At 70.0% G+C, this 13621-nt stretch carries 16 protein-coding genes; 5 read left to right on the forward strand and 11 right to left on the reverse strand.

The genetic code is table 11. The annotated features are described in order from the left end of the window. Nucleotides 1-71: 71 nt before the first annotated feature. Nucleotides 72-842 (forward strand): creatininase family protein, encoded by a 771-nt coding sequence (locus KTR66_RS00685; protein ID WP_213609348.1) that lies wholly within the window; start codon nt 72-74, stop codon nt 840-842. A 158-nt stretch (nt 843-1000) separates the two neighbouring features. Here the strand turns inward: KTR66_RS00685 and KTR66_RS00690 are convergent, their stop codons facing one another. From KTR66_RS00690 to KTR66_RS00705, 4 genes are read right to left on the reverse strand one after another with little or no spacing between them, the layout of a single operon-like run. Then, nucleotides 1001-1753, reverse strand: coding sequence for a metallophosphoesterase (locus tag KTR66_RS00690; RefSeq protein ID WP_213609350.1), 753 nt, complete (start codon nt 1751-1753; stop codon nt 1001-1003). Then, nucleotides 1750-3168, reverse strand: coding sequence for a deoxyribodipyrimidine photo-lyase (locus KTR66_RS00695; RefSeq protein WP_213609352.1), 1419 nt, complete (start codon nt 3166-3168; stop codon nt 1750-1752). Before KTR66_RS00695 ends, KTR66_RS00690 begins: the two co-directional genes overlap by 4 nt. 28 nt (nt 3169-3196) lie before the next feature. Then, nucleotides 3197-3970 (reverse strand): class II aldolase/adducin family protein, encoded by a 774-nt coding sequence (locus tag KTR66_RS00700; RefSeq protein WP_213609355.1) that lies wholly within the window; start codon nt 3968-3970, stop codon nt 3197-3199. 58 nt (nt 3971-4028) lie between these two features. Continuing rightward, nucleotides 4029-4214 carry a hypothetical protein gene (locus tag KTR66_RS00705; RefSeq protein ID WP_213609357.1) on the reverse strand — a complete coding sequence of 62 codons (186 nt, stop codon included), beginning with the start codon at nt 4212-4214 and terminating at the stop codon, nt 4029-4031. Between the two features lie 155 nt (nt 4215-4369). Between KTR66_RS00705 and KTR66_RS00710 the strand changes: the two genes are divergently transcribed. Genes KTR66_RS00710 through KTR66_RS00720 form a run of 3 tightly spaced genes read left to right on the forward strand, consistent with a single transcriptional unit; the run spans nt 4370 to nt 6917 of the window. Continuing rightward, nucleotides 4370-5164, forward strand: coding sequence for a 3-hydroxybutyrate dehydrogenase (locus tag KTR66_RS00710; protein ID WP_213609359.1), 795 nt, complete (start codon nt 4370-4372; stop codon nt 5162-5164). Then, a complete protein-coding gene (locus tag KTR66_RS00715; RefSeq protein ID WP_213609362.1) occupies nt 5164-6225 on the forward strand; it encodes a patatin-like phospholipase family protein in 1062 nt (353 codons plus the stop codon). The genes KTR66_RS00710 and KTR66_RS00715 overlap by 1 nt, the downstream gene beginning before the upstream one ends. 47 nt (nt 6226-6272) lie before the next feature. After that, complete coding sequence (locus tag KTR66_RS00720; protein ID WP_213609364.1) at nt 6273-6917, forward strand: trans-aconitate 2-methyltransferase; 645 nt, start codon at nt 6273-6275, stop codon at nt 6915-6917. On the opposite strand, the gene KTR66_RS24670 is transcribed toward KTR66_RS00720, so the two are convergent. Genes KTR66_RS24670 through gluQRS form a run of 5 tightly spaced genes read right to left on the reverse strand, consistent with a single transcriptional unit; the run spans nt 6901 to nt 11065 of the window. Beyond that, nucleotides 6901-7284, reverse strand: coding sequence for a DUF3293 domain-containing protein (locus tag KTR66_RS24670; protein WP_213609366.1), 384 nt, complete (start codon nt 7282-7284; stop codon nt 6901-6903). The two genes, KTR66_RS00720 and KTR66_RS24670, sit on opposite strands and share 17 nt — an antisense overlap. Further along, nucleotides 7281-8459, reverse strand: a complete 1179-nt coding sequence (locus KTR66_RS00730) for a class I SAM-dependent rRNA methyltransferase (protein ID WP_213609368.1) — start codon at nt 8457-8459, stop codon at nt 7281-7283. The genes KTR66_RS24670 and KTR66_RS00730 overlap by 4 nt, the downstream gene beginning before the upstream one ends. After that, a complete protein-coding gene (locus tag KTR66_RS00735) occupies nt 8456-9340 on the reverse strand; it encodes a DMT family transporter (RefSeq protein ID WP_213609369.1) in 885 nt (294 codons plus the stop codon). The genes KTR66_RS00730 and KTR66_RS00735 overlap by 4 nt, the downstream gene beginning before the upstream one ends. Then, nucleotides 9337-10188: a DMT family transporter gene (locus tag KTR66_RS00740; protein ID WP_249731750.1), complete on the reverse strand. Its 852-nt coding sequence runs from the start codon at nt 10186-10188 to the stop codon at nt 9337-9339. The genes KTR66_RS00735 and KTR66_RS00740 overlap by 4 nt, the downstream gene beginning before the upstream one ends. 34 nt (nt 10189-10222) lie before the next feature. Then, a complete protein-coding gene (gene gluQRS, locus KTR66_RS00745) occupies nt 10223-11065 on the reverse strand; it encodes a tRNA glutamyl-Q(34) synthetase GluQRS (protein WP_213609896.1) in 843 nt (280 codons plus the stop codon). Between the two features lie 168 nt (nt 11066-11233). On the opposite strand from gluQRS, the gene KTR66_RS00750 reads away from it, so the two are divergent. Beyond that, complete coding sequence (locus KTR66_RS00750) at nt 11234-11821, forward strand: HNH endonuclease (protein WP_249731752.1); 588 nt, start codon at nt 11234-11236, stop codon at nt 11819-11821. Nucleotides 11822-11897: 76 nt separating this feature from the next. On the opposite strand, the gene KTR66_RS00755 is transcribed toward KTR66_RS00750, so the two are convergent. Both KTR66_RS00755 and KTR66_RS00760 read right to left on the reverse strand, forming a co-directional pair. Next, nucleotides 11898-12605 carry a pirin family protein gene (locus KTR66_RS00755; protein WP_213609370.1) on the reverse strand — a complete coding sequence of 236 codons (708 nt, stop codon included), beginning with the start codon at nt 12603-12605 and terminating at the stop codon, nt 11898-11900. A 118-nt stretch (nt 12606-12723) separates the two neighbouring features. Further along, entirely contained in the window at nt 12724-13602 is an 879-nt protein-coding gene (locus KTR66_RS00760) for a universal stress protein (RefSeq protein WP_213609371.1), read from the reverse strand. Nucleotides 13603-13621 lie beyond the last annotated feature (19 nt).

Genomic DNA, 13621 nt, shown 5'->3' on the forward strand with positions numbered 1-13621 from the left:
GGCGGGCGGGGGTTTGACGGAGGGGCGGCGCGGCGGAATGCTGCGCGCCGACCTGTCTGGAGGAACGCCCCATGGCCCGCAGTCTTGAATGGATGAAGCTCACCGCCGCCGAGGTGCAGGCGGCGGCCGCGGAGGACGCGCTGCTCATCGTCCCCGTCGCCTCGCTGGAACAGCACGGGCCGGCGCTGGTGACCGGGACCGACATCATCCTCGGCGGCAACGTCGCGCTGGAGACGGCGCGCAAGCTTGTGGCGGCGGGGCATCCCGCGCTGGTGACGCCGGTGGTCTGGCACGGGCTCGCCGAGCATCACATGGCCTTTGGCGGCACCGTGACGCTCGATAGCGCGACCTTCCAGGCGGTGCTGCGCCATGTGGTGAAATCCGCCGCGCGGCATGGCTTCAGGCGCGTCTTCCTGCTGAACGGCCATGGCGGCAATGCGGAGGCGATCGGCACGGCGGCCACCGACCTCGCGGTGGAATTCGGCATCCATGTCGGCGGAGGCACCTATTGGCACATGGTGCCCGAGGTGATCGCGCCCCTGCTGCAGGATCAACCGACGCTCATGCATGCCTGTGAGGCCGAGACCTCCATGGTGTGGAGCCTGCTGCCCGAGGGTGTGCGGCCGGACCGGCTGCCGGAGGCGCATGGCCCGGCCTCCACGCGCGTGGCCGGGCAGCCACCCGGACTCTTGATGCGCCGAAGCTTCAAGGAACTCACGCCGACCGGCGTGGTCGGCGATGCGCGGCGCGCGAGCCCGGAGAAGGGGGCCGCGCTGCTCGATGCCATCGCGGCGAAATGCGCGGAATTGCTGGCGAATCCGGCGATCTGGGGCCGAGCCTGATCCGCTGAGGCGGCATCGCCGAAGCGGTGAATCAGCCTCGCGGAAGTCAGGCCTGATCCGCTGAGGCGGCATCGCCGAAGCGGTGAATCAGCCTCGCGGAAGTCAGGCCTGATCCGCTGAGGCGGCATCGCCGAAGCGGTGAATCAGCCTCGCAAGTTCTAAGACACCAAGAACCTCTGCTCGGGCAGCGGCAGATCCACCCAGGAGAGGTGGCCGCCCTTGCCGGAGCCGGTGTCCATGAAGATGGCCCGCCCGCCCATGCGGCCGCGCGTCTCCCACGGCCGGCCATCGCGCGAGCGCTGGTCGTGCCCGACATAGACGGTGAGGCCGGGCGGGATCGCATCCACCCAATGCAGCACGCGCTCGGGGTAGCCTTCCTGCGTCGTGCCGCCCGTCACCTGGCCGAAGAGCGCGCGGGAGGTGAGGGCATCGGGCTTGCGCGCCCCGGCCTCGCGCGGCGGCGCCTGCAGCAGCATGCCCTTGTGAAAGGCGGCATGGACGAAGAAGAGCGGGCCGATGCGCCACCAGGCCGGGGCCTGCGCGATCTCGGCCACGGCCCGCGCGGCCAGCGCCGGGCCGTCGGGCGCGGCGTGGAGCTGTTCCAGCGTGCGCGGCGTGGCCTCGGCCGGGCTGCGGACGCGCGCGCCGGTCAGCGCGCGGCGCAGCTTGTGGTCATGGTTGCCAAGCAGGAAGAGGCCCGCCTCGTCATCCAGCAGGTTGAAGATCAGGCGCAGCACGCCGGGCGAATCCGGGCCGTAATCGGTCAGGTCGCCCAATTGCAGCAGGAACAGCCCTTCCTCCGCCGCGCCACGGATGGCGGTGGCGAGCGCCGTGGGCTCGCCATGCACATCGCCCACCACGCGCAGCCCGGAAAAGCCGCGGGCACGCAGGCTTGCCGGGTCGAGCTTCATGGGGCGGCGCCGCGCATCTCGGCATAGGCGTCGAGCGCCCGGGCGCGGCCCTTGGCGTGGTCCATGATGGGGCGCGGATAATCCACGCCGAGGCGGAGGTTGGCGCCGCGCAGGAGGATGTCGGGCGCTTCCCAGGGCTTATGGATGTACTTGTCCGGCAGGGCGGCGATCTCGGGCACCCAGCGGCGGACATAGGCGCCATCCGCGTCGAATTTCTCGCCCTGGAGGACGGGGGCGAAGACGCGGAAATAGGGCGCGGCATCGGCGCCGCAGCCCGCCACCCACTGCCAGGAGGCGGCGTTGGAGGCGAGGTCCCCATCCAGCAGCGTGTCCCAGAACCAGGCCTGGCCCGCCCGCCAGGGCTGCAGCAGGTGCTTCACCAGGAAGGAGGCGGTGATCATCCGCACGCGATTGTGCATCCAGCCCGTCCGCCAGAGCTGGCGCATGCCGGCATCCACGATGGGATAGCCCGTCATCCCGCGCTGCCAGGCGCGCAGCAGCTTGTCATCGGGCTGCCAGGGGAAGTTCGCGAAGCTCTCCTGCAGCGGCGCCTCGGGCAGTTCGGGGCGGTGCCAGAGCAGGTGATAGGCGAATTCGCGCCAGAGGATTTCCTTGAGGAAGGTGGCGTCGCCCGTGACACCCGCCGCCCGCGCCGCGTGCCAGAGCTGGCGCGGGCTGATCTCGCCGAAGCGCAGATGCGGGCTGAGGCCGGAGGTGCCGGCGATCCCGGGCGTATTGCGCGTGTCGTCGTAGCGCCTGATGGCGGTGAAGGCCTTGATGCGGGCGGCGGCGCCCGCCTCGCCCGGCTGCCAGTGCGTGGGGAATTCCCGCGCCCAGTCGAGCCTGGGCAGCAGTTCCAGCGCATCGAGCGGCAGACCCGGATGCGTGACGCTGTTCAGGCGCTCCGGCGCGGGGATGGGCGGCGGCGGTTCGCCCAGGGCGAAGAGCGCGCGGGAGAAGGGCGTGTAGACCGAATAGGGCTTGCCCGTGCCGGTGCGGATGCGGTGCGGCTCATGCAGCAGGGAGGAGGTGTGCAGGCTGAGCTTGCGGCCCTCGGCTTCCAGCGACTTCGCGATGGCGGCGTCGCGGCTGCGGGCCCAGGGCTCGTAGAGGCGGCCGGCGATCACCTCGCCTGCGCCGATGGCGGCCGCCAGTTCGGGAATGATGCGGGTGGCCGGCCCGCGCGCCAGGTGCAGCGTGGCGCCGCGCGCGGCGAGGCCCTCGGCGAGCGAGGCCAGCGAATGATGCAGCCACCAGCGCTGCGCGCCGCCATGGGCCCAGGCGCCGGCGGTTTCGTCATCCAGGATATAGACGAAAAGCGCCGGCCGCCCGTCGAGCGCGGCGAGGGCGGGATTGTCGGCGAGGCGAAGATCCTGACGGAACCAGAGCAAAGCGGGGGCGGTCATCGCCCCCATATGGACCGGCTCGGCCGGAGCGCAAACATCAGTCCGCGTAGCCGGGATCGGTCCGGTCCAACACGCGCTTCAGCGCGGCGAAATGGTATTCGGGGCCGCTCATGCTGTGCGTCGGGTCCTGCCAGGCGGCCTGGGCCTTCATCTTCTCCAGCACCTCGGCCTTGACGAAGCGGCGGCGGGCATTGGTCCACATGGAGAAGAGCTGCGTGCGCGCCGCGCGCTCCAGGAAATAGAGGCGGTGATAGGCCTGGGCCACCGACTTGCCGGTGACGACGACGCCGTGATTGGCCAGCATCAGGATGGGCTTGCCCTGCATCAGGGCGGCCATGCGCTCGCCCTCCTCATGTTCCAGGGCGAAGCCGTTGTAGTCATAGTCATAGGCGATGCGGTCGTGGAATTGCAGCGCGTTCTGGCCGGTCATCTCCAGCGTCATGTCCTCGAGCTGCGACAGCGCGGTGATGTAGGGCATGTGGGTGTGCAGCACGCATTCGGCGCCGGTGATGGCGTGGATCGGCGCATGGATGCAGATGGCGGTGCGGTCGGCGGGGCCCGTGCCCTCCAGGATCGTGCCGTCGAACGCCACTTCGATCAGGTTGCTCGCCGTCACCTCGGACCAGTGCAGGCCGAAGGCGTTGAGGTAGAAGCGGCCCGGGCGGCCGGGGACCAGCAGGGTGAAGTGGTTGTCGATCGCCTCGTGATAATCGTGCATCACGGCCAGGCGATGGGCGGCGGCCATGTCGATCCGGGCCTGGCGGCGCTGCTCGGCGAGAATCTCGGCGGCGGGGTCCTGGGTGGTGGACATGGGCGCAACTCCTGGCTGGGAGACGGCATTTTCCATGCCGGACGCTGCGCCGCAAGCTTCACTCGCCGCGGGCGGGGGCGATCTGCGCCACCTGGCCATCGGCCGGCAGGGCAGGGCGCAGGCCATTGCCCAGCCCGCCCGTCAGCTGCACCGCGCTGGTCTGCGGCGCCGGGATGCGCGAGGCGGCATCGGCCTGGGCGGTCAGGGCGATCAGGGCGGCGGCGGCGATCAGGATCTGGCGCATGGGATTGTCTCCGAAGGGGTGAAGCTCTGTTGAACGCAGAATGCCCTCCCTCTGTCGCAGGATGATCCTTGGCTCTGTCTCATCTGTCGCGCGGTTGAGACTTCCGGACCTTTGCGGTATTGCGATGCACAAAGATCAAGGTTGAGGCTCATCACATGGAACGCATCCTGGAGGGGCAGACCGCCCTGATCACCGGCTCGACGAGCGGCATCGGCCTCGGCATCGCCAGGCTTTACGCGGAGGCCGGGGCAAAGGTGATGCTCAATGGCTTCGGCAAGCCCGAGGAGATCGCGAAGGCCCGGGCCGAGATCGGCGCGCTGATGGGCGTGGCCGAGGCGCCCTATAGCGGCGCCGACATGTCCAAGCCGGCCGAGGTGCGCGGCATGGTGGCCGCCGCCGAGGCCGAGTTCGGCAAGCTCGACATCCTGGTGAACAATGCGGGCATCCAGTTCGTCTCGCCCGTGCAGGATTTCCCGCCTGAGAAGTGGGACGCGATCATCGCCATCAACATGAGCAGCAATTTCCACGCGATCGCGGCGGCGCTGCCGGGGATGCTCTCGCGCAATTACGGCCGCATCATCAATGTGGCGAGTGCGCACGGCCTGGTGGCGAGCCCCTACAAGACGGCCTACGTGGCCGCCAAGCATGGCGTGGTGGGGCTGACGAAGTCGGTGGCGCTCGAGATCGCGCAGGCGAATGTGACGTGCAACGCGATCTGCCCGGGCTTCGTCCGCACGCCGCTCGCCGAGGCCCAGGTGCCGCCGCTGGCGGAAAAATTCGGCGTGAGCGAGGAGGTGGCGCTGAAGGATCACCTGCTGGCCAAGCAGCCCTCCAAGCGCTGGATCGAGGTGGATGAGGTGGCGCAGATGGCGCTCTGGCTCGTCGGCCCCGGTTCGGGCGGGGTGAATGGTTCGGCGCTGTCCATCGACGGCGGCTGGCTCGCGGCCTGATGGACAGCACCCCCTCCGTCGCCACGCCGGCGGTCGTCCAGAAGACCACGCGCCGCGTGAACCTCGCCTTGCAGGGTGGCGGCACGCATGGCGCCTTCACCTGGGGCGCGCTGGAGCGGCTGCTGGAGGAGGAGCGGATCGAGTTCGACGGGCTTTCCGGCACCTCGGCAGGCGCCATCAACGGCGCTGTGCTGGCGTTGGGCCTGCTGGAAGGCGGGCGGCAGGGGGCGAAGGATGCACTGAACCGCTTCTGGCGCGCGCTCGGGGCCAAATTCGCCGTCTCGCCGCTGAAGGCGACACCGATCGAGAAGGCGCTCTGGGGCTGGGATCTGCAATACAGCCTGGCCTGGAATGCCTTCGACACGATGACGCGCGTCATGTCGCCGTACCAGCTGAACCCCTTCCCGATGGAGTTCAACCCGCTGCGCAAGGCGCTGGACCAGAGCCTGGACCTCGCACGGCTGCGCGCCGACAAGAACGCGATCCGCCTGTTCATCTCGGCCACCAATGTGCGGACGGGCAAGCCCAAGGTCTTCACGCGCAGCGAGATCACGGTGGATGCGCTGCTGGCCTCGGCCTGCCTGCCCAACGTCTTCAAGGCGGTGGAGATCGACGGCGAGGCCTATTGGGATGGCGGCTATCTCGGCAATCCGGCGCTCTGGCCGCTCTATCACGAGCGCATGGCGGCGGACATCATCCTGGTGCAGCTGAACCCGCTGCTGCGGCCCGAATTGCCGACCACGACGTCGGACATCATGAACCGGCTGAACGAGATCAGCTTCAACGCCTCGCTGATGAGCGAGATGCGCGCCATTGATTTCGTGCAGCGCATGCTGGAGGCGGGGCGGCTGGAGCAGCCGCGCTATCGCCGCATCTTCCTCCATTCCATCGAGGATGAGCCGCGCATGCGCGCTTTCAAGCTCAGCACCAAGTTCAACGGCGACTGGGATTTTCTCCAGACGCTGCGCGACTATGGCTGGGAGGCGGCGGACCTCTTCATCCGCGAGAGCCTGGACAAGGTGGGGCGCGAGAGCACGCTGGACATCCAGCGCTATCTCTGACGCGCCCCGCAAGCGTTGGGGGGCGGGGCGTGTGGTTGCTGAACCGTATGAAGGCCGTCCTTGTCGCCCGCCGCGACCGGACCTTGCAGGACCGCTTCGCCCGCTTCTACCGCGGCAACCGCTGGGGCGACCCGGAGACCCGCTCCGGGCCCGGCTCGCGGCTTGATTCCGGGCAGGTGCGGGACGCGATCGAGGCCCTGCGCGGGACGGTGGAGGGGCATGAGGTGCGCAGCCTCGCCGACATTCCCTGCGGCGACTTCAACTGGATGCCGCTGTTTCTGGAGAGCGTCCCCGGGCTCGCCTATCTGGGCTTCGACATCGTGCCGGAGATCATCGCAGACAACCGCGCCCGTCACCCGGGGCGGCGGTTCGAGCGGCTGGACATCACACGCGAGGTGCCGCCCCGCGTGGACCTGATCTTCTGCAAGGACCTGCTCAACCATTTCTGCTTCGCCGATGTGGCGGCCGCGCTCGTGAACATGCGCCGCTCAGGCTCCCGGCTGCTGCTCGCGTCAAACAATGTCGGCCATCCGAATGTCGAAATGCCGCGTTTCGGCGTCCGGCAATCGCGGCACCGCGACATCATGCTGCCGCCCTTCGGCGCGCCGGAGCCGATTTGGCGCACGCATTACCTCGGGCTGTGGCGTCTCGCAGATTTTCCACGGGAAGTGTCGGTCATCCCGCAGAGGTGAAATGCAGCCGGGCCGGACGGCCATGGCGCAGCCAGACGATGGCGGCCTGGCGATGGCGCCGGGCGAGGCGCAGCAGGTCGCGCCGCGGCAGGGCGGCGAGCCACATCTCCTCCCGCCACCTGTTCAGCGCGCCTTCGCCCATGGCGCGGGCGGCGCCGCGCAGATCACGCGTGAGGCGCGCCTGGGCCGCCCGGTTCCAGGCGCTTGGCATGGGGCGGCTCATCGGGTTCCAGGCGGTGATGAAGCCGGCCTCCCGCGCGCCGTGCCGGGCCATCCAGGCATCTGCCGAGGCGCTGCGCCGACCGATGCGCACGCGGACTTCGCCCGCGTGATAGAGCGTGCGCCGATAGGCCTCCGCCCGCGTCACGCGAGTTGCAGGAGCTGCCCCTTGAGATAGGCGCTCTCGGGCAGCATGGGGTGCACCGGATGGTCCGGCCCCGCGCCAACGCTGGCCAACAGCCGCGCCTCGCGCCGCGCGCGCCAGACGCCCTCTGCCACCGCGGCCGCGAATTCCGGCGGGGAAGCATGGTGCGAGCAGGAGGCGATGAAGAGGAAGCCGCCCGGGTTCACGAGCTGCGCGCAGATGCGCGCCAGGCGCTGATAGGCGCGCAGCGCCTGCGGAATGTCCTTGCGCGATTTGGCGAAGGCGGGCGGGTCCGCCACCACCACGTCGAAGCGCTCGCCGGCGCCGATCATGCGCTCCAGCGTCTCCAGCGCCTCGCCGCGGCGGGCGGTGACGCGATCGGCCAGGCCATTCGCGGCGGCGGAAGCGAGCGCCAGATCAAGCGCGGGCTGGGAACGGTCGAGCAGCGTGACCTGCCGCGCGCCGGCCTTCGCCGCCATGAGGCCGAAGCCGCCGGTGTGGCAGAAGGCGTCGAGCATGGTGGCGCCCTCCGCCAGGGCGGCGACGCGCGCGCGGTTCTCGCGCTGGTCGAAGAACCAGCCGGTCTTCTGGCCCGAGAGCAGGTCCACCGCGAAGGCGAGGCCGCCTTCCTCGACGCGCGCCTCGGCCTCGCTGCCGTGCAGCAGCTTCGTCTCGAGCGGCAGGCCTTCCAGGCCGCGCACGGCGCTGTCATTGCGGGCGAGGATGCTGCGCGGGTTGAGCAAGCTGCGCAGCGCTTCGACGATGAGCGGTGTCGCGGCCTCCATGCCGGCGGTATTGGCCTGGATCGCCACCACATCGTCGAAGCGGTCGATGATCAGGCCGGGCAGGCCGTCGGCTTCCGCATGCGCCAGGCGGCAATGGCGCGCCACGCCCAGCCGCTCACGCAGCGCCAGCGCGCGGCCGATGCGGGCGGTGAACCAGGCGGCGTCGGGCGCGGCGGTGGCGCCTCTGTCCAGCACGCGGGCGGCAATCAGGCTGTGCGGGTTGAAGTGCCAGATGCCGTGCTTCACGCCGTCATCGCCTTCGAGGCGGACGGCGCTGCCGGGCGGCAGGGCGCGGGCCGCGGCATCCATCACGATCTCGTTGGAATAGGCCCAGGGGTGGCCGGATTTCACGCGGCGGTCGCGGCCGGGCTGCAGGCGAAGAAGCGGGGTCATGCCGGCTTATCGCGCACTCCCACCGCCAGCGCCACCGCGGCCAGCGTGCCGCAAAGCGCCAGCGCCTCGCGCCAGCCCAAGGGCTCGCCCAGAAAGACGCCAGCGCCCATCACGCTGAGAACGGGCGCCAGCAGCGTGCCGATGGCCGCCGTGGAGGCGGGGAGGCGGGCCAGCGCGCCGAACCAGGTGAGGTAGGAGACGCCCATGGAGAAGATCATGAACCAGCCGAACCAGAACCAGACGGGCGGCGTGACGAGGGAGGGCTGGAACGTCTCCAGCAGCGGCGCGAGGAGCGCCATGGGCAGGCAGCCGATCGCCATCTGCCAGGCCAGCGCCGTGATCGGGTGCAGCACCAGCGGGCGCCGCTTCGACAGCACGGCCCCCAGCGCGAAGAGCAGCGCGGAGGCGAGGATGAAGAGCAGGCCGGGCAGCTTGGCGAGGCCCAGTTCCACGCCGCGCCCGGCAAAAAGGATGAGGATGCTGCCGAAGCCGAGGATGAGCCCCGCGATGCGGCGCGGCCCCGGCTTCTCGCTGAGGATGGGCCAGGCGAAGAGCGCGGCCCAGACCGGCATGGTGTAGGCGAGGATTGCGGCCTCTGACGCCGTCAGCCAGCGCAGCGCCAGCGTGCCGAAGGCCATCCAGGCGGTGATGTTGAGCAGCGCGAAGAGGATGAGGCGCGGCCGCTGCTCGCGCGGGACATGCAGCCTCACGCCGAAGGCCAGCGCGCCGCCCGCCAGCACCAGGGCGAGGATGGCCGTGCCGATGGCGCGCATGGTGAGCGGCGGCAATTCCGTCAGCAGGAATTTCATGATGGGCCAGGTGGCGCCCCAGTTCACCGCCGTCAGCATCAGCAGCAGGAGCCCGACCTGGCGCTGGTTCATGCCGGCCGCCGTGTGGCGAGCAGCACGCCCGCCAGCGTGAAGCCGAGCGCCGACCATTCGCGCAGGCCGAGCGGCTCGCCCAGCAGGAGGCCCGTGGCGAGGACGGCGACGATCGGCACCAGCAATGTGCCGATGGTGGCCGTCGAGGCCGGCAGCCGCGCCAGCGCGCCGAACCAGGCGAGATAGGCGATGCCGAGTGCCACCACCGCCATCCATGCCATCAGGAACCAGCCGAGGGGCGAGAGCTCGGAGAGGCGCACCGTCTCCAGGAAGGGCGACAGCAGAAACAGCGGCAGGCAGCCCAGCCCCACCTGCCAGACCATCGCCGCCACGGGATGCATGGGCAGCGGGTAGCGCTTGGCCAGCACGGCGCCCAACGCGAAGAACATGGCCGAGCCCAGCAGCAGCAGCATCCCCGGCAGCTTGGCCAGGCCCACATCCAGCCCCCGCCCGGCGAAGAGGATCACGACGCCGCCGATGCCGAGCGCCAGCGCCAGCAGCTTGGTCAGGCTCGGCTTCTCGCCCAGGATGGGCCAGGCCAGCAGCGCGGCCCAGACCGGCATGGTGTAGGCGAGTGTCGCGGCCTCGGCGGCACTCAGCCAGAGCAGGCCGACGGTCGCGAGGCCCATCCAGGCCGTGACGTTCAGCGCCGCATAGAGCGCAAGCCGCCCCCAGAGCGGGCGCGGCACGGCCAGCCGCACGCCGAAGGCCAGCGCGCCGAGGCCGAAGACGAAGGAGGAGGCGAGGCCGGCATAGGAGCGCGCGGCCAGCGGCGGCATCTCGCGCAGCAGAACCTGCAGGGCGGGCCAGTTGGACCCCCAGCCCAGGCCGGTCAGGACAAGCAGCAACAGGCCGGTGGTTCTTGGGCTCACCCGGACGAGCTTAGGGGAAACCCGCGCGGGCGCGCACCTCCGCCGGGCTCATGCCACTTGCGCGCAGGGCGCGCAGCGTGGGCGCCTGGTCGCGCTTGGCCAGGCGCTTGCCGGCCTCGTCGGTGATGAGGCCGTGATGGGCGTAGAGCGGCTCAGGCCAGCCCATCAGCGCCTGGAGGAGGCGGTGGATGTCCGTCGCTTCCAGCAGATCCTCGCCGCGGGTCACCAGGGTCACGCCCTGCTCCGCGTCATCCTGCGTGACGCAGAGATGGTAGGAGGCGGGGATGTCCTTGCGGGCCAGCACCACATCGCCCTGCGCCTCGGGCACGCAGCGGCGCGGGCCGTGGATCAGGTCGGTGAAGTGCAGCGGGCCGGTCTCGGCGAGCGCGCGGGTGACGTCGAGGCGCAGCGCATAGGGGCGGCCGGCGGCGATGCGTGCATCGGCCTCGGCGGCGGGCAGGTTCCGGCAGGTGCCGGGATAGATCGCGGCCGGCCCATGCGCCGCGGCGATGGCGGCCGCGATGTCGCCGCGCGTGCAGAAGCAGGGGTAGAGCAGGCCGCGGCCCCGCAGCGAATCCAGCGTGGCGCCGTAATGCGCCATGCGGGCGGATTGCACGCGCACCGGCTCCTCCCAGGCGAGGCCGAGCCAGGCCAGATCCTCGCAGATCGCCGTGGTGAATTCCGGGCGGCAGCGGGTCGCGTCGATATCCTCGATCCGCAGCAGGAAGCGGCCGCCCGCCTGTTCGGCGAGGCGTGCGGCGAAGAGCGCCGAATGCGCGTGACCCAGATGCAGGAAGCCGGTGGGCGAGGGCGCGAATCGCGTGACGCTGCCGGGCGGCGGGGTGGGGGGCATGGGGCGCATGGTGTGACGTCCGGATGAAAGCCGCCAATCCCGTCTTGCGGCAATGCAGCAAGGGTGCCATGCATTCGGCCCAGTTGTTGGCGGCCCACCGAATCCGGGAGCCTGGCCGCACCCGGAACCGGTTGAACTCCGCCATCACGGCAGTGAGAGGAGCCTGGTTTGCCCGACGGCAGTCTCATCCCTCAGATCAACGGCCCCGGCGGGTTTCCCGCCTTGGTGCTGAACGCGGATTTCCGCCCGCTCTCGTATTTCCCGCTCTCGGTCTGGTCCTGGCAGGATGCGGTGAAGGCGGTGGTTCTGGACCGCGTCTCGGTGCTCAGCGAATACGACACCGAGGTGCATTCCCCCTCCTTCGCGCTGCGCCTGCCTTCCGTCATCGCGCTGCGCGAATACATCCCGGCGGCGCGGCGCCCGGCCTTCACCCGCTTCAACGTCTTCCTGCGCGACCGCTTCGAATGTCAGTATTGCGGTGATGGTTTGCCCGCGCAGGAGCTGACCTTCGACCATGTGATCCCGCGCTCGCGCGGCGGGCGGACGAGCTGGGAGAATGTGGTGGCCGCCTGCGGCCCCTGCAATCTGCGCAAGGGCAGCGCGCTGCCGCGTGAATGCCACATGCTGCCCCGCCAGGTGCCGCGCCAGCCGACGAGCTGGGAATTGCAGGAAAATGGGCGGAGCTTCCCGCCCAACCATCTGCATGAGAGCTGGCGCGACTACCTCTATTGGGACAGCGAGCTGGAGCAGGGCTGAGCATTTTCAAGCCGCGCGGTCACGCGCGGCGACTCGGAAAATGCGACCAGAAAAGCTGAGCCCCGCTCCCTTTGCGTTACGCGGCGACTTCGACGAGAACGAGTTCCGCCTCGTCATTCGCCACGATCACCACTTCGCGCTCGCCCTCGATCGCCGCACCGTCGCGCAGGCCCAGGGGCTTGCCATTGACCGTGGCGCTCCCCTTGGCCGGCACCAGATAGGCGGCGCGGCCCGGGGCGAGGGTGAGCGTCAGCGACTGGCCCTTGGCCAGCGTCGTCGCCATCACCGCGGCATCGGCGTTGATGGGCAGGGCGCCGGCTTCGGCATCGCCGGGGCGGCCGCCGGCCAGAACCTCGAACTTCGCCTCACGTGCGGCCTTGGGGAAGGTCTTGGCCCCCCAATTGGGCTTGGCGCCGCGCACATCCGGCAGGATCCAGATCTGGAAGATCTTCGTCGTGCCGGGCTCGAGGTTGTATTCGCTGTGCACCACGCCCGTACCGGCCGACATGATCTGCACGTCGCCCGCCTCGGTGCGGCCCTCATTGCCCATGTTGTCGCGGTGGGTGATGGCGCCCTCACGGACATAGGTGATGATTTCCATGTCGCGGTGCGGGTGCGGGTCGAAGCCCGTGCCGGCGGCGATCTCGTCATCATTCCAGACGCGCAGGCGGCCCCAGCCCATGCGGCTGGCGTCGTTGTAATGGCCGAAGGAGAAGTGGTGGCGGGCGTTGAGCCAGCCGAAATTGGCATGGCCCAGCGAGTTGAAGGGGCGGATGTCAATCATGGTGAAAATCCCGACGCGCCGGTTTGTGGCTGCGTTCGGGGCCCAGATAGGGGGCGTGGGGCCGGATTGCCACTCACGCCCGATGATCGGCGTCATTCAGGCCCGTGATGAGCTGCCGTCACCGACACATCAGCACGGGCACATCAGCATTCTCCAGCACGTGGCGCGTGACACCGCCCAGGATGAGCTGGCGCAGGCGGGAATGGCTGTAGGCCCCCATGCAGAGCAGGTCCGCCTCGAAGTCGCGCACGGCGCCGAGCAGGCCGGCGCCGACATCCTTGGTGATGGGCTTGAACTGCATCGCCTCGGCCTGGATCTCGTGCCAGTGCAGATAGGCGAGGATGCCCTCCACCTTGGGGCCGCGGCGCTGGTAGTCATCGGCATAGAGGATGCGGCGCGCATCGGCGCGGTGCAGCCAGGGCAGCGCCGCGGCCATGGCGGCCGCACTCTCGGCCGTGCCGTTCCAGGCGCAGCAGATGCGCGTGCCGATGGTGGCGGGTGCGACGCGGGGCGCGATCAGCACCGGGCGGCCGGAATCGAACAGCACCGCATGCAGCGCGTCCGAGCTCGAGACATCCTCGCCCGCCTCAGGGTGGGGGACGACCGCCATGTCGTAGAGGCGCGACTGCTGCGCCACGATATCCTCCTCCCGCCCTGCGATGGATTCGAAGGAGAGGGTGGGGCCGCCGGATTTCAGCGCCGTCTCGGCCGAATTGGCGATGGTCACGTCACCGGCCGTCGCCGCGAAACGCTCGAACATGGCGCGGACGCGGCCGGCGCGGTCGCCGCTTTCGCGTTCGGTCGCCGCCATCATCTCCTCGATCATGGCGCCCGAGAGGCCCTCGCCGGCCAGCGGCGCCACATCGCGCGCATCCACGCGCACATGCAGGCAATGCACATGGGCGCCCCAGATGCGCGCCACCATGAGCGCGGTCGCGAGGGCAGCTTCCCCGGCGGCGGTCCCGGTCATAGGCAGCAGCAGGCGGCGATAGGCCATGGTCTTGATCCCTCAACCG

This window comes from Roseococcus sp. SDR, from assembly GCF_019083995.1.
Classification (GTDB): Bacteria; Pseudomonadota; Alphaproteobacteria; order Acetobacterales; family Acetobacteraceae; genus Roseococcus.